Source organism: Candidatus Accumulibacter sp. ACC003 (assembly GCF_907163085.1).
In the GTDB taxonomy this organism is placed as follows: Bacteria; Pseudomonadota; Gammaproteobacteria; order Burkholderiales; family Rhodocyclaceae; genus Accumulibacter.
In genome coordinates this window covers 336,497-351,472 of the sequence record NZ_CAJQTX010000009.1, presented here as the reverse complement: position 1 = coordinate 351,472, position 14,976 = coordinate 336,497, and the positions used below count along the sequence as shown (strand labels likewise).

Sequence of the window (14,976 nt, the reverse complement as noted above, 5' to 3'; positions counted from 1 at the left end):
ACTCCTTGCTGAAGAGGCACTGAGGCGCGATCGCGGCAACACCGCGACCGCGCCCCCGATCTTACTGCGATTGCAGCCTCTCCGCTTAGCCTCGCAGCAGCGAGAGCACGTTCTGCGGCAGCGAATTGGCCTGCGCCAGCATCGCCGTACCGGCCTGTTGCAGAATCTGCGCGCGGGTCAGGTTGGCCGTTTCGGCAGCGAAGTCGGCATCGACGATCCGGCTGCGCGACGCCGACAGGTTCTCGGACGTCGTTGACAGGTTGCTGACGACGCTGCTGAACCGGTTCTGTACCGCACCCAGGTTCGCTCGACTGGCGTTGATGTTGGCCAGCGCCGAGTCGATTGTTGAAATCGCATTCTGCGCGCCGCTGGCGGTGGTCAGATCGAGGCTGGCGACGCCGGTGCCGAAGGTTGCCTCGGCGTCGTGCTGGCCGGAGGTCAGTGCCGTCGTGGCGAGGTTGGCGCCGCCGACGTTGATCCCGGCGCTGCTGGTCGAGGAGAGCTTGATGCCGCCATAGGTGTTGGTGGTGGTATCCGCTACAAAGCCGGTGTTGCTGGCCGCGGCAGCGCCCTTGGTCTCGACGGTAACCGTGCGGCCGTCGGATGCTGAGAGGCTGACTTTCCCGCTGGCGAAGGTGGCGGTGACACCGGTCTGGTTGGAGACGGCGTTGATCGCGGCGACGACGTTGTTGCCCTGGTCCGTGAAGTTGCCATTGGTGCCGGCCGAGATCGCGCCCAGCTTGACGCCGTTGATCTTGATGTAGTTGCTACTGTCGCCGGCAACGCCCGCATTGGCCGAGAGAGCGCCGCTGGTGACGCTCGTTTTGGTGGCCGCGGCCGATACGCCGGTTTGCCCGCTCACTGTGTTGAACGCTGCCGCTTTGGCGATGGCGCTGTCCGATCCAACTGTCGTGGTGCCGGCCGTCAGGCCAGTATTTTCCTGGGTTTCGATGCCGGTGAATTCAATCTTGATATCCCGACCGTCTTTGGAGGTCAAGGTGATGACGCCGGCGGCCTCGGTGGCGACGACGCCGGTGGTGGCTGTCACGCTGTTGATCGCCGCGGCGACGGCCGTACCCTGCGCCGTGGCATCGGCGCCGGCGCTGGTCGCCCCGATCGACACACCGTTGATCTTCACGTCGCCGTCAACAATGGCTCCGGACGACGCGGCCGCGCCGGTGACGCTGGCCGAGCTGGAAACTCCGTCGCTTACCGACGGGCCGACGCCATAGCCGTTGACCGTGATGCCGCCGGTCGAGATAGCGCCATTGGTGACTGTCGAAGTGAGCGACGTCGTATAGCTTGATGTGGTCCCGACGCCCAGCGAATTGGCCTTGGCGCTGGCTATGGACGTGATCGAAATGGTTTCACCGCTGTTCGCACCGACCTGGAAAGACTGCGAGTTGAAGGTGCCGTCGAGCACCTTGACACCGTTGAAAGCGGTCTGGCCGGCGACGGTGTTGATCTGCTGAACGAGTTGGTCGACTTCGTTCTGCAGGGCGGCGCGGTCGGTCGCGGTGTTGGTCGCGTTCGACGACTGCACAGCCAGTTCGCGCATCCGCTGCAGCGACTCGGTGATACTCTGCAGTCCGCCTTCAGCCGTCTGCGCCAGCGAGATGCCGTCGTTGGCGTTGCGCGATGCCTGGTTGAGACCGTTGATCTGCGAGGTCATCCGTTGCGAGATGGCCAGGCCGGCAGCGTCGTCCTTGGCGCTGTTGATGCGCAGACCGGAGGACAGGCGCTGCAGCGAGGTGGCCAGCGTGTTCTGTGACATGTTGAGGCTGCGCTGCGAGTTCAGCGAGGCGACGTTGGTATTGATGACTTGGGGCATTTTCCTTCTCCTATCACGATCAGATGGACTTCGGTTGCCGGTGAGCTTCCTGCCGGCGCCGCCTGGGTGGCGATTGTTTGGTTGACAATTCTGCTTACGACTGGCTGCTGGAAAACTTGAGGTTTTTTCTGTGGGCCTGCCGCGTGAGTTCTTTATCGGCATTCGGCTGGCGAAGTTTAGGGCGGCACTTGCAGGCGCTGGTCCTGCGCCTTGCCGCCGGAGCGGACGCTCGCCGGATCCTTCAGGCGCTTTCAACGGTGCTTTCAGCGATGCCTGCAGGCGGTTATAATTAGCCCCGCTTTGCCAGCGTCGGCGCGTGGACGGTCGGCACTGCCGGAAAGCCGAGCAAGGGGCCTGGCGATCAGCCGCTGCGGGTGACGTGATGGGCGGCGGAGTGGGTGATCGGACGCGCCAGGGCAGCGCCGCTTTCCGTCGCTGGCGAACAGACCGGCAGATCGCCGCTTTCCTTGTCTGTTTGCAGCTGCCCGGACGCTCGTGCCGGTTTCGTTGAATTCGTTGAACTCGTTTATTTTCGGGAATGTTGGTGGACTTGAGATGCGGATCCTGCTCTGCAATGACGATGGCTATTTCGCACCCGGGATCGAGCATCTGGCGCGGGCGCTGTCGGAACTCGCGGAGATTACCGTGGTTGCTCCCGAACGCGACCGCAGTGGTGCCAGCAATTCGCTGACTCTCGATCGACCGCTGTCGCTCAGGCGTGCCGCCAACGGCTTCTATTACGTCAACGGTACGCCGACCGACTGTGTTCATCTGGCGGTCACCGGGATGCTCGACGGCTTGCCCGATATGGTCGTTTCGGGAATCAATATCGGCGCCAACATGGGCGACGACACGATTTATTCGGGGACCGTCGCGGCGGCTACCGAGGGCTTTCTGCTGGGCGTCCCGTCGCTGGCCGTTTCGCTGTGCAGCAAGACCGGCGAGCACTTCGAGAGCGCCGCCCGGGTCGCCTGCGAGCTGATCGCTATCCTCGAAAAGCAGGCTCTGCACGAACCGGTATTGCTCAACGTCAATGTTCCCGATGTCCCCTGGGAGGCGCTGCGCGGCACCGTCGTCACCCGCCTTGGCAAGCGTCACAAGGCCGAGCCCGTGGTTCGCACGCTGTCGCCACGGCAAGAGACGGTCTATTGGGTCGGCGCTGCCGGCGCGGCGCAGGATGCCGGCGAGGGGACCGATTTCCACGCCGTACACCACAATCAGGTTTCGGTGACGCCCTTGCAGGTCGACCTGACGCACAACGCCCAGCTGTCGCTGGTGCGCGGCTGGCTGGGCCAATGAACCGCGTCGTTTCGGGCTTCGGCATGACCTCGCAGCGGACGCGGGCGCGTATGATCGAGCGCTTGCGCGAGCAGGGGATAGTGGACGAAGACGTTCTCGCGGCGATCGCCGCAGTGCCCCGGCACGTTTTTGTCGAGGAAGCGCTGGCCTCACGGGCCTACGAAGACACGGCGTTGCCGCTGGGTTTTTCGCAAACGATTTCGCAGCCCTACGTCGTCGCCAAGATGATCGAAGCCTTGTGCGCGGGTGGCCGGCCACTCGGCAAGACGCTGGAGATCGGCGCCGGTTGTGGCTATCAGGCGGCGGTTCTCGCGCAACTGACCGAGCAGGTCTACGCGGTCGAGCGCATCGCGCCGCTGCTCGCCAAGGCCAAGCTCAACCTGCGCGCGATCAAGCAGCTCAAGGTCCGCCTGAAGCACGCCGATGGCCGCCTCGGACTGCCCGAAGCGGCGCCTTTTGATACGATCATTGTTGCCGCCGCGGCCTTGCGCGTGCCGCCCGCCTTGCTGCAGCAGCTGGCAGCAGGTGGCAGAATGATTCTGCCGCTGGGGGCGGCGACACAGCAACTGGCGCTGATCGAAAAACGCGGCGAAGATTGTGTCGAAACCCGGCTTGACGCTGTGCGTTTCGTGCCGCTACTTACGGGAGTCGAATGAAGGATCCACGTTTTCTCGCCAGCAATAGTGCCGTCGTTGCTGTTCTGACAGCACTCGTTGTCGCCGGCTGCGCCAGCAAGGCGCCATCGCCGGTCAGCGACCGTGGTGCCGGCGCCAGCACGGTTACGACGGCGAGCAAGGATGTTTATGTCGTCAAGAAAGGCGACACCCTGCATTCGATCGCCGCCGATCAGGGCGTGGACTTTCGCAGTCTGGTGATCTGGAACAGTATCGATAATCCGAACCACATTCTCGTCGGCCAGGAGCTGCGGGTGCGGCCGCCAGGGGCTGCGCCTGCCGCCGCGGGCACCGTCGTGCGGCCGATCGACGCCCACTCGGCGGTCGAGCAACGCGCTCTGAGCAGCGTCGGCTCTGACCTGAAGAGCGATCCCAAGGGCGGCAAGGAAGCCTACTCGGCAAGCACCCTGGCCAGGGCGCAAGCGCAGGCACAGGGCAAAGCGGCGCCGCCGCCCGTGGCCACGGCCACGGCCAAAGCCGACGAAGCGCCGGCCGGGCCGGTTTCAGGCGGCACCGACGTCAGCTGGATGTGGCCGTCCAGCGGCCGCGTGATCGGCACTTTCAGCGAGGGTGGCGCCAAGGGCATCGATATCACCGGCAAGGCTGGCGACCCGGTGCTGGCGGCCAGTGGCGGCAAGGTGGTGTATAGCGGTACCGGTCTGCGCGGCTACGGCAAGCTGGTGATCGTCAAACACAACGACACCTTCCTGACCGCTTACGCGCACAATCAAAGCGTCCTGGTCAAGGAAGGTCAGAGCGTCAGCAAGGGGCAGAAGATCGCCGAAATGGGCAATACCGACGCCGACCAGGTCAAGCTGCACTTCGAGGTCCGGCGCCAGGGCAAGCCGGTCGACCCACTCCAGTATCTGCCGCCACGCTGACTGCCATGGCTGGCGATTACGACTCTGATCCCGACCGCATCGAAGACTTTCTTCGTGAGCCAGGATTTTCAGTCGAAGAGCCGCTCGCCGAGACCGAGTCCGACGACTCGTCGGGCCAGTCTCCCGAAGCGGAGCTGCTCAACGATCTGACGCAGCACTATCTGAGCGAGATCGGCGCCAAACCGCTGTTCTCGGCGAGCGAGGAGGCGGCGTGGGCGCGGCGGGCCAGGGCAGGGGAGTTTCTGGCGCGCCAGAAAATGATCGAGCACAACCTGCGGCTGGTGGTCAACCTCGCAAAGCATTTCCTCAACCGCGGCATGGCCTTGCTTGACCTGATCGAAGAAGGAAACCTTGGACTCATCCATGCGATAGAAAAGTTCGATCCAGAACTCGGATTTCGCTTCTCGACCTACGCTACCTGGTGGATCCGGCAAAGCATCGGGCGAGCGATCATGAACCAGTCGCGGACGATTCGCCTGCCGGTGCACGTGGTCAAGGAAATCAACGTCGTTTTGCGCGCCATCCGGCATCTGGAATCCGCCAACGGCAGCGAGATCGATCTCGATCAGATCGCCCACCTGATCGGTCGGCCAGTCGAGGATGTGCGCCGGGTGATGGCGCTCAACGAGCGCATTACGTCGCTCGATGCACCGCTGCAGGTCGATCCGTCGCGAACCATCGGCGAGATGATCGCCGACGATAGCGTGATCGATCCCGACGAGTTATTGCAGTGCAACGAGGTTGGCGACCTGCTGAGCAGCTGGCTTGGTCAGCTCAGCGAAAAACAGCAGCAGGTGCTGCAACGTCGTTACGGTCTGGCCGGCGCCAATACTTCCACCCTCGAGGAAATCGCCGCCGATCTGAATCTGACGCGAGAGCGCGTTCGCCAGATTCAGATCGAGGCGCTCGATGAGCTGCGGCGGATCATCCGGCGCGGTGGCGTGAGCCGCGACAACATTCTCTAGCGCTCCGCTGCCTGGCGATTGTTGCGCACTTCGCGCAGCGCTTCGGCCAACTGGAAGACCGACATCGCGTAGAAACTCGAGCGGTTGTAACGGGTAATCACGTAAAAGTTGTCGAAGCCGAGCCAGTATTCGGTCGCTTCGCCCGGCGTCACCAGGTCGATCAGCGCCGCCTTGCGGTCGTCGTCGTCGGCGGCGCTAGCGACCACCACGCCGCGCGCGCCGAGCTGCCGTACGGTCTGCTCGGGTTTGATGCCCTCGGCGAGCAGCGCGGCGGGGTTGCCGTTGACCCGCGCCGGCACAGCGATCGGCGCGCCCTTCTGCCAGCCGTATTGCTGCAGGTAACGGGCGACGCTGCCGATGGCGTCGGCGGCGCTGTTGCGCAGGTCAACGCGGTCGTCGCCGTCGAAGTCGACGGCGTAGCGGCGCTGGCTGCTCGGCATGAACTGCGGGATTCCCATGGCGCCAGCGTAGGAGCCCTTGATGTCGAGTGCGCTGACGCCGTTTTCGCGCGCCAGCAACAGCAGTTGCTCGAGTTCGCCGCGAAAGAACTCGGCGCGTGGAGGGTAATCGAAGGCCAGCGACGCGAGCGCTTCAAAGACGCCGAAGTTGCCCATGTTCTGACCGTACTCGGTCTCGACGCCGATGATCGCGACGATCACCTCCGGCGGCACGCCGTAGATCGCTTCGGCGCGTTGCAGGAGCGCCCCGTGCTCGTTCCAGAAGCTCTGGCCACCGGCCTGGCGGCGGCCGTTGACGAAGCGCTGGCGATAGCGTTGCCACGAGCGCTGCGTGCCGGGGCTGGTCGCTGGGCGGATCAGGCGCAGGACCGTGGCGTTCGACTGAATGGCGGCGAACTGGCTGTTCAGGTGGCTGATGTCGAAGCCGTGCTGTTCGTGCATGTTGAGGATGAAGGCCTGGACTTCCGGGTCCTTGCTGAATCGTTCTGTCGCCTGCTCGCCGTGGCCGGCCAGTGGCAGCAGGCCGCCAAGCAGCCCGAACAGCAGAGCTTTGCCTAGTCTTTTCAAGTTGAACTTCTCCTTCGCGGTGGCAAGCGGGTGATGCATTGTTGTAGTCGGTGCAGCGCGGCAGCGCGGTTCTGGCCAATCCCACCTCTCTGGCCATAACGCAGTTCGGCATAATAGCCCGCTGCTTCGCGGGTGAGTTCGCCAAGCTCGGGTCTCTCGCGCGCCACGCGTTGCGCGAAATCGCCAGGGCCTTCCCATTCGGCGCGCGCTATTCCCCGTTGCTGGAGTTGGCCGCAGTACTTCTGCCAGGCGCGCTGGATCGGGTCGACGGCGCGCCGTCGCGGCAGCGTCCATACGGCGACAAGCAGCAGCGCGACGCCGCACAGCACCGCCAGCGACGCGCTCATGCGGCGCCAATCGGCGTCGCGCCAGCCGAAGCGCGACAGCACTTCACGTTGGCGCTGCGGATTGTAACCGAGCACCCACTGGTTCCAGGTGTTGTTTGCCGCCTCCCAGCGGTTGTGCAGCTGCCGTAGCCAGTCGTTGTCGAGGCGAATGACGATCGGTAAGGCTTCACCCGCTGGCAGCGACGCGGCGATGCCTTGCTCGATGCGGGCCGGGGCAACCGCCGCCGTCGGATCGAAGCGCACCCAGCCTTGCCCGGCGAGCCAGATTTCGGCCCAGGCGTGCGCATCGGACTGGCGGACGATCAGATAGCCGTCGATCGGATTGAGCTCGCCGCCCTGGTAGCCGGCGACCACCCGTGCCGGCACGCCGGCGGCGCGCATCAGGAAAACGAAGGCCGAAGCGTAGTGCTCGCAGAAGCCGCGACGCGTCTCGAACAGGAACTCATCCATGGCGTTGGCGCCGAGCAGCGGCGCCTCCAGCGTGTAGTAAAAGTCCTGCTGGCGAAACATCGCCAGGGCCGCCGCGGCGATCTCTGCCGGCGGTCGTGAGGCCCAGCCGGCGGCCAGCGCGCGGCTGCGAGGGTTGATTTCCGGCGGCAGCGCCAGCGCCTGTCGCAGCGTCTCTGGCGTTTCGCTGACGTTGGCGCGGTAGTCTACCGAAGAAGCAAACGAAAACCGCGAGCGGACCCGCAGCGGCTCCCGCGCCAGCGCTTGCAGGCTTGGCGCCAGGCTGGCGTCGGCCGGTAGCGTCGTCGCCACGTCGAGCGCCAACAGCCAGCGCTGGTTGTGCGCTTCGATGATGTTGGTATAGGCGTAGGGCGGGCCGATGCCGTCGATGGTCGGTGCCTGCGGCGGCGGCTTGCTGGTGGTGACGCTGGCGCGCCAGGTCAGACCGTCGTAGTCGTCGAACACCGGGCCGCGCCAGTAGAGATCGGATTTCTCGGGCAGTTCGCCGACGAAGCGGCTGCGAAAAGCGATCGCCGCGGATTGCGTCAAGCGGCTGATCGACCCCGGCGCCATTTGCTCGGAGAGGCCGCTGAGTCCGCTATGGGCGTCTTCTGGCAATCCCCAGAGCGGACCCGAGACGCGCGGGAAAAGCAGGTACAGGATGAGCATGAAGGGCAGCGCCTGCGCCAGCAGCAGGCCGGCATGACGGGCGATGGCAGCGATCGGTTGGGCGCCGCCGTGCACCCTGATCAAGGCCGCAGAGAGCAGCGTGATGGCGCCCAGTAGCCAGCCGCCGGTGGCGATGCTCTGCGAGTAAAGGTAGTGGGTGAGCAGCAAGAAATAGCCGAGCATGACAATCACCATCGCGTCGCGGCGGCTGGTCATCTCCAGCGGCTTCAGGGCCATGAAGACGACCAGCAGCGCGACGCCGGAGTCCTTGCCGAAGAGCGTGCGGAATTGCCAGCCGATCGCCGCCAGCGTCGCCACGACCAGCATGGACAGCGCCCAGCGCGGCGGCAGGCGGCGAGCTTGTTGCCACAGCCAGGCACGCCACAGCAGGGCGCCACCAACGACCAGCGAGAGCCACCAGGGAAGGTGCCCGACGTGTGGCCCGGCGGTCACCAGGGCGACCGCCAGCAGCCACGGCACGGCGCCGTGTTCGAGTGGCTCAGCGGGCCTGGCGATCGCCTGGCGCCTTGCTTTCAGGGTTCTCGCCATGCAGCGCCAGGATCTCCAGGCAGCGTCCGCGGTGCGTCTCGCCGTGCCCGGGAGCGAGCTCTCGTCCCGGCAGTTTCAGCCCATAGCGCGCCTGCTGTTCGTCGGCGCTCAGGACCCAGCCGGCGAGGATCGACAGGCGTTCTTCAGCGCTGCGGCCGGTTGGCGTCAGCGACCAGTCGAGCCACAGTTCTTCGGCCGCGCCACCGGCGAACTGCTTGACCAGGTGCGCCTGGTCGTCGGGCCTGCGGGCGACCGCTTTCCAGGCGATGTGCCGGATCGGGTCGCTGTTCTGGCGCGGCCGCAAGCCGGCAAAGTCTTCCTGGCCGTTGTCGCCCTGGACATGGTCGGCGTGGACGGCCGCCGACGCGGCGGGGAGCGGTGTCCAAAGCGGTTTCGGATAGACCACGCACGACCACCGCGGATACAGGTAGCTCCAGGCGCGGAACAGCCCCAGTGGATAGCGGCTGGCGAGCGTGATGCGACCCGGGTCGAGGCGACCGCGCCGCTGCGTTGCGTAGGCGATGGCAACCGTCGCCGAGCCCTCTGCCGGCAGGTCAATGCGGGCCGCCGCTTGTTCGGCGAACGAGAACTCGAGCGCCCGCCGTGACTGCCGACGGGAATTTTCGAGCTGCATCGGGAAGCGCGCCAGATCGCCAGCGAAAACGGCCGGCGCACGCCCGGGCGTCAGGCGCAGCGCGAAGAGGTTGTTGAAGGTGTGCACCATGGCGACGATGCCGAGTCCGGCGAGCAGAAAGATCAGCGCGTGCCCAAGGCCGAGGTTGTAGTTGATCGCGCCGATCAGCATCACCAGCAGAACGACGGCGAAGACGACGCCAGCGCGCGTCGGTAGGATGAATATCCGCCGTTGACCGAGGACGATCGGTAGCTGTTGCTCGGGCGCCGGGCGAAAGAGCCGGCGCTGGAACGCGGCCAGCGCGGCCATCAGGCGACCGGAATGCTGTGGATCAGCGTCGCGATGTCTTCGGCGTCAGCGTAGCTGCCGCTAAGCAGCCGCAGGCGGTGGCGGGCGACCGCCGGTAGCACCGCCTGCACATCTTCGGGCAGGACCATCTGGCGGCCGTCGGTAAACGCCCAGGCGCGTGCTGCCGCCAGCAGCGACAGGGCGGCGCGCGGGCTGAGTCCGTGCACCAGGCGCGCATCCCTACGAGTGGCCTCGACCAGCAGTTGCAGATAGTCGAGCAGCGCCGGCGAGGCATGGACCGCGGCTACTTGTTGTTGCAGTGCGGCGAAGGCGGCAGGCGCCAGACGCGCCGCCAGCGTCGGCAGTTGTTCGCGTCGGCCACCGCTTTCCAGCAGCGCGCGCTCGGCGTTGTGGTCCGGGTAGCCGAGGTCGATGCGCAGCAGGAAGCGATCGAGTTGCGACTCGGGCAAGGGGAAGGTGCCGATCTGGTTCGACGGGTTCTGCGTGGCGATCACGAAGAACGGCTGCGGCAGTGGTCGTGTTTCGCCCTCGGTAGTCACCTGTCCCTCTTCCATCGCCTCGAGCAGGGCACTCTGCGTCTTGGGTGTCGCACGGTTGATCTCGTCGGCCAGCAAGACCTGCGAGAACACGGGTCCGGGCAGGAACCTGAAAGCGCTGCGCTCGCGGTCGAAGATCGACACCCCGAGGATGTCTGCCGGCAGCATGTCGCTGGTGAACTGTACCCGCGAGAACTGGAAACCGAGTAGCCGCGCCAGGGTATGCGCCAGCGTCGTTTTGCCGACGCCGGGCAGATCTTCGATCAGCAAATGCCCTTTCGCCAGCAGGCAGCACAGCGCCAGACGCGTCTGCCGGCTCTTGCCGAGAATGACCTGATCGGCGGCCGCGAGGATTTCGCTGAGCGGGGACTGTCTGTTGGCGAGTGGCATGGGTTGTCGTTGGGGCGTAATTGGGACGATAATAATGCAGATAACTCAATTTCCCGCGGATCCGGGTGCCCATGGCGGCTTCCGTTGCGACAGAAAGGCAACAGTGACCAGCACCGCATTCATCACCCATCGTGACTGCCAGCTACACGACATGGGTTCGTATCATCCGGAATGTCCCGAGCGCCTGAGCGCGATCAGCGATCATATGATCGCGCAGGGGCTGGACTCGTATTTTGCCTATCACGATGCCCCCCTAGCGACCTTTGCGCAGCTCGGGCGGGTGCACAGCGCGGCGCATCTCGAACGTGTGAAGCGTGCTTCGCCGGAGTTGGGGATCGTTCACCTCGACCCCGATACGGCGATGAACCGCCACACCTGGAAAGCTGCCCTGCGCGCTGCCGGTGCTGGCGTGCTGGCGGTCGATCTGGTCATGGCCGGCCAGGCGCAGAACGCGTTCTGTGCGGTCCGTCCGCCTGGCCATCATGCCGAGCGCGCCGCGGCGATGGGCTTCTGTTTCTTCAACAACATCGCGGTGGCCGCGGCGCACGCCCTTGACGCGCACAAGCTGTCGCGCGTCGCGATTGTTGACTTCGACGTGCACCACGGCAATGGCACCGAGGATTGCTTCAAGGGCGACCAGCGGGTGCTGATGGTCAGCACCTTCCAGCACCCTTTCTATCCCTACAGTGGTACCGACCATCCGGCGCCGAACATGCTCAACGTGCCGCTCGCCAGAGACGCCGACGGTGACGAGTTCCGCAGCGTCGTCAGCGAACTGTGGATGCCGCGCCTGCGTGCATTCAAGCCCGAGATGATCCTCATTTCGGCGGGCTTCGACGCCCATTACGAAGACGAGATGGGCGGCTTGCGACTGCTCGAGAAGGACTACGCCTGGGTTACTGCCCAGATGACCGAGCTGGCCGAAGAGTGCGCGCAGCGGCGGATCGTGTCGATGCTCGAGGGTGGCTATGCGCTGTCGGCGCTGGCGCGCAGCGTGGTCGCTCACCTGCGCGTGCTGGGCGACTTCTGACGGCCGTTTTTTTTCGCGGCAACGCCAGTACCGGTGCCCGTTAGCGGCCTTTTCCATCGCCAAGGCGCCGGCCTTCGGTTAGAATTCTCAGCTTGAATTTCAACGGTCGAAGCCTTTCGGCCAACTCTCGGGCGCCTAGCCATGACCATGATTACTGGATCGATCGTCGCGATCGTCACGCCAATGCACGAGGACGGGAGTCTCGACCTGCCGGGTCTGCGCCGGCTGGTCGATTTCCACGTGCAGGAAGGGACCGACGCCATCGTCATCGTCGGCACCACCGGCGAGTCGCCGACGGTTAATGTTGACGAGCACTGCGAGCTGATCCGCGTTACCGTCGAACAGGCCGCCGGTCGCATTCCGGTGATCGCTGGCACCGGCGGCAATTCCACCGCTGAAGCCATCGCGCTGACGCGTTTTGCCAAACAGGCGGGCGCCAACGCGGCGCTGTCGGTGGTGCCGTATTACAACAAGCCGACGCAGGAAGGCCTCTACCGCCACTTCAAGGCAATCGCCGAAGCCGTCGATATCCCGGTCATCCTGTACAACGTGCCCGGCCGGACAGTCGCCGATATGGCCAACGATACGGCGCTGCGCCTGGCCGAAATCGCCAACATCATCGGCATCAAGGACGCCACCGGCAATATCGAGCGCGGTACCGATCTGATCGCGCGGGCGCCGGCCGGCTTCGCGGTCTACAGCGGCGACGATGCCAGTGCCTGCGCGCTGATTCTGATGGGCGCCCAGGGCGACATCTCGGTGGTCGCCAACGTCGCACCGCGACTGATGCACGAGATGTGTGTCGCCGCGCTTGCCGGCAATGCCATCGTCGCGCGTGCCTTGCATGCTCGTTTGCTCGGCTTGCATCGGCAGCTGTTCTGCGAGGCGAACCCGATCCCGGTCAAATGGGCGTGCCAGCAGCTGGGTCTGATCGACGGCGGTTTGCGGCTGCCGCTGACGCCACTATCGGCGGCGTGTCATGAGCAGGTTCTGGCTGCCATGCGCCAGGCCGGCGTAGTCGTTTAGGTGCGGGGTGCTCAGATGAGTCGTCTTGTGGCGCGCTTTCGACCGACCCTTGTGCTGCTGCCGGTGTTGCTGGCGGCTTGCAGTGGCTCGCTGCTCGAATCCAAGAAGATCGATTACAAATCGGCGTCCACCAACCAGGTGCCGACGCTTGAAGTGCCTCCCGACCTTACCTCGCCGACGCGCGATGACCGTTACGCGGTTCCCGACACCGGCGGCAAGGGTACGGCCACTTTCTCGGCATACGCGGCCGAGCGCTCGCCGCAGGCCATCGCCCAGCAAAAGGGCGACGTCCTGCCGGAGGTGGACAACGCTCGCATCGAGCGCGCCGGTAACGAGCGCTGGCTGGTCGTCGAAGGGACTCCGGAAAAACTCTGGGGGCCGGTCAAGGACTTCTGGCAGGAAACCGGTTTCGTGATCAAGCTCGACCTCCCGGACGCCGGCGTGATGGAGACCGATTGGGCCGAGAACCGCGCCAAGATCCCGCAGGACTTCATCCGCAACATGCTCGGCAAGGTCATCGATTCGGTCTATTCGACTGCCGAGCGCGACAAGTTCCGGACGCGCCTGGAGCGTGGGAGCAAGCCGGGGACCACCGATATTTTCATCAGCCATCGCGGGATGTACGAAATTTTCATCTCCGAGGGCAAGGATCAGACCAAGTGGCAGCCGCGTCCGGCCGATCCCGAGCTGGAAGCCGAGATGCTGCGTCGCTTGATGGTTCGCCTGGGCAGCGACGAAAAGCGCGCGACCGCGGCCTTGCAGGCGGCGAAGCAAAAGCCCGTCGAACGCGCCAAGCTGTCGCGTGCTCCTGACGGTGCCGGCACGCTCGAAGTCGAGGAGTCCTTCGATCGGGCCTGGCGGCGAGTCGGCCTGGCGCTCGATCGCGTTGGCTTCACCGTCGTCGATCGCGATCGTTCGCGAGGGCTGTACTTCGTTCGTTATGTCGACCCCGAAGTCGACAACGAGAAGCAGGAAGACGGCTTCTTCGCCAAGCTGAATCCGTTCAAGGACAGTTCGAGCAGCAAGCAGAAGATCCAGTATCGTATCTTCATCAAGGATGCCGGCAATCAGTCGACCGTGCAGGTGCTTACTCCCGAGGGCGGCGTCGATCGCTCGGAGACGTCCAGCAAGATTCTCAATCTGCTCTACGATCAGTTGAAGTGATGCGTTTTGCATCGCTGGGCAGTGGCAGTCAGGGCAACGCCCTGATTGTCGATGCCGGCGATACCAAGCTGCTGGTCGACTGCGGCTTCTCGACCCGGGCGGCAACGGCGAGGCTGGCCCGACTTGGCACCACCCCTGAGCAGTTGACGGCGATCGTGGTCACCCACGAACACGGTGATCACGTCGGCGGCGTCTTCGCTTTTGCGCGTCGCCATCGCCTGCCGGTCTATCTGACGCACGGTACGCACGCCGTCGCGGCGCGCGGCGCTTCGTCGCTGCCCGATTGCCGCTTGATCGACGGCCACACGCCGTTTGCCATCGGGAGTCTCGAAGTGACGCCCTTTCCTGTGCCACACGACGCGCGTGAACCCGTGCAATATGCCTTTGCCGACGGCCAGCACCGCCTTGGCGTGCTTACCGACACCGGCTCGATCACGCCGCACATCGTTGAACGCCTGCGCGCCTGCGACGCGCTGGTGCTCGAGTGCAATCACGATCACGCGCTGCTCGCCGCCTCGCGCTATCCGGCGGCACTGAAACGGCGCATCGGCGGGCGTTTCGGTCACCTCGAGAACGGTCAGGCAGCGATGTTGCTAGGGCAGCTCGATACGGCTCGCCTGCAACATCTGCTTGCCGCCCATCTGAGTCATGAGAACAACCGGCCGGAACTGGCCGTCAACGCTCTCGCGGCCGCCCTTGGCTGCAGCAAGGAGTGGGTCGGTGTCGCCGATCAGGAGGGTGGCTTCGGCTGGCGGCAGCTGTGTTGAGCGGCTTCGCAGGACAAAAAAAACCGGCTCGGAAGCCGGTTTTTTTCGCCGTTCGAGAATTACTTCTTCTCTTCCTTGGCGGCGTCGGCAGCGCCCTTGGCGGCGTCGGCTGCGCCCTGGACAGCAGCACCAGCAGCTTCCTTGGCGGCATCGGCAGGAGCAGCCGCGTCGGCTGGTTTGGCGGCGTCCGCGGGGGCAGCAGCAGGAGCAGCAGGAGCGGCAGCAGCAGCGGGGGCTGCGACGGGCTTGGCTTCTTCTTTTTTGCCACAGGCGGTAAGGGCCAGGGCGAGCAGAGCAGCAACGAGGAGGGAGTGTTTCATGATGGGGTTCCTTATCGACAATGAAATGACTACAACGAGCCAAAAGCTTGATGGTTGACCGGCTTGTACCTCGATCAGGCCGGCATTTTAGCACTGATCGTCGGCATCCATAG

The 14,976-nt window shown here is 64.9% G+C and carries 14 protein-coding genes; 8 read left to right on the top strand and 6 right to left on the bottom strand.

Annotated features, from left to right (window positions below; all coding sequences use genetic code 11):
- Positions 1–85: 85 nt before the first annotated feature.
- On the bottom strand, positions 86–2,440 hold the full coding sequence (locus QZ656_RS20005) for a flagellin (protein WP_366522207.1): 2,355 nt from the start codon (positions 2,438–2,440) through the stop codon (positions 86–88).
- Between QZ656_RS20005 and surE the strand changes: the two genes are divergently transcribed.
- From surE to rpoS, 4 genes are read left to right on the top strand one after another with little or no spacing between them, the layout of a single operon-like run.
- The gene (gene surE / locus QZ656_RS20000) at positions 2,387–3,130 is read left to right on the top strand and encodes a 5'/3'-nucleotidase SurE (RefSeq protein WP_291995035.1); all 744 of its coding nucleotides are present in this window, start codon (positions 2,387–2,389) and stop codon (positions 3,128–3,130) included. The two genes, QZ656_RS20005 and surE, sit on opposite strands and share 54 nt — an antisense overlap.
- Positions 3,127–3,786 (top strand): protein-L-isoaspartate(D-aspartate) O-methyltransferase, encoded by a 660-nt coding sequence (locus QZ656_RS19995; protein ID WP_291995034.1) that lies wholly within the window; start codon positions 3,127–3,129, stop codon positions 3,784–3,786. The genes surE and QZ656_RS19995 overlap by 4 nt, the downstream gene beginning before the upstream one ends.
- A complete protein-coding gene (locus QZ656_RS19990; protein ID WP_291995033.1) occupies positions 3,783–4,685 on the top strand; it encodes a peptidoglycan DD-metalloendopeptidase family protein in 903 nt (300 codons plus the stop codon). Before QZ656_RS19995 ends, QZ656_RS19990 begins: the two co-directional genes overlap by 4 nt.
- A gap of 5 nt (positions 4,686–4,690) precedes the next feature.
- Positions 4,691–5,650 (top strand): RNA polymerase sigma factor RpoS, encoded by a 960-nt coding sequence (gene rpoS, locus QZ656_RS19985; protein WP_291995032.1) that lies wholly within the window; start codon positions 4,691–4,693, stop codon positions 5,648–5,650.
- Here rpoS and mltB read toward each other — a convergent pair.
- Genes mltB through QZ656_RS19965 form a run of 4 tightly spaced genes read right to left on the bottom strand, consistent with a single transcriptional unit; the run spans position 5,647 to position 10,556 of the window.
- Positions 5,647–6,675, bottom strand: a complete 1,029-nt coding sequence (gene mltB / locus QZ656_RS19980) for a lytic murein transglycosylase B (protein WP_291995031.1) — start codon at positions 6,673–6,675, stop codon at positions 5,647–5,649. The two genes, rpoS and mltB, sit on opposite strands and share 4 nt — an antisense overlap.
- Positions 6,672–8,687 (bottom strand): DUF3488 and DUF4129 domain-containing transglutaminase family protein, encoded by a 2,016-nt coding sequence (locus tag QZ656_RS19975; RefSeq protein WP_291995030.1) that lies wholly within the window; start codon positions 8,685–8,687, stop codon positions 6,672–6,674. The genes mltB and QZ656_RS19975 overlap by 4 nt, the downstream gene beginning before the upstream one ends.
- Complete coding sequence (locus tag QZ656_RS19970) at positions 8,638–9,630, bottom strand: DUF58 domain-containing protein (RefSeq protein ID WP_291995029.1); 993 nt, start codon at positions 9,628–9,630, stop codon at positions 8,638–8,640. The genes QZ656_RS19975 and QZ656_RS19970 overlap by 50 nt, the downstream gene beginning before the upstream one ends.
- Positions 9,630–10,556: an AAA family ATPase gene (locus QZ656_RS19965; protein ID WP_291995028.1), complete on the bottom strand. Its 927-nt coding sequence runs from the start codon at positions 10,554–10,556 to the stop codon at positions 9,630–9,632. The genes QZ656_RS19970 and QZ656_RS19965 overlap by 1 nt, the downstream gene beginning before the upstream one ends.
- Positions 10,557–10,659: 103 nt before the next feature.
- Here QZ656_RS19965 and QZ656_RS19960 point away from each other — a divergent pair, with 103 nt between their 5' ends.
- The 4 genes from QZ656_RS19960 to QZ656_RS19945 all read left to right on the top strand — a co-directional run bounded on the left by QZ656_RS19960 (position 10,660) and on the right by QZ656_RS19945 (position 14,543).
- Positions 10,660–11,586, top strand: a complete 927-nt coding sequence (locus QZ656_RS19960) for a histone deacetylase family protein (RefSeq protein WP_291995027.1) — start codon at positions 10,660–10,662, stop codon at positions 11,584–11,586.
- Between the two features lie 147 nt (positions 11,587–11,733).
- Positions 11,734–12,612: a 4-hydroxy-tetrahydrodipicolinate synthase gene (dapA, locus tag QZ656_RS19955; RefSeq protein ID WP_291995265.1), complete on the top strand. Its 879-nt coding sequence runs from the start codon at positions 11,734–11,736 to the stop codon at positions 12,610–12,612.
- 15 nt (positions 12,613–12,627) lie between these two features.
- Positions 12,628–13,776 (top strand): outer membrane protein assembly factor BamC, encoded by a 1,149-nt coding sequence (bamC, locus tag QZ656_RS19950; RefSeq protein ID WP_291995026.1) that lies wholly within the window; start codon positions 12,628–12,630, stop codon positions 13,774–13,776.
- A complete protein-coding gene (locus QZ656_RS19945; protein ID WP_291995264.1) occupies positions 13,776–14,543 on the top strand; it encodes an MBL fold metallo-hydrolase in 768 nt (255 codons plus the stop codon). Before bamC ends, QZ656_RS19945 begins: the two co-directional genes overlap by 1 nt.
- A 59-nt stretch (positions 14,544–14,602) precedes the next feature.
- Here QZ656_RS19945 and QZ656_RS19940 read toward each other — a convergent pair whose 3' ends face one another.
- A complete protein-coding gene (locus QZ656_RS19940; protein WP_291995025.1) occupies positions 14,603–14,863 on the bottom strand; it encodes a hypothetical protein in 261 nt (86 codons plus the stop codon).
- Positions 14,864–14,976: the final 113 nt, after the last annotated feature.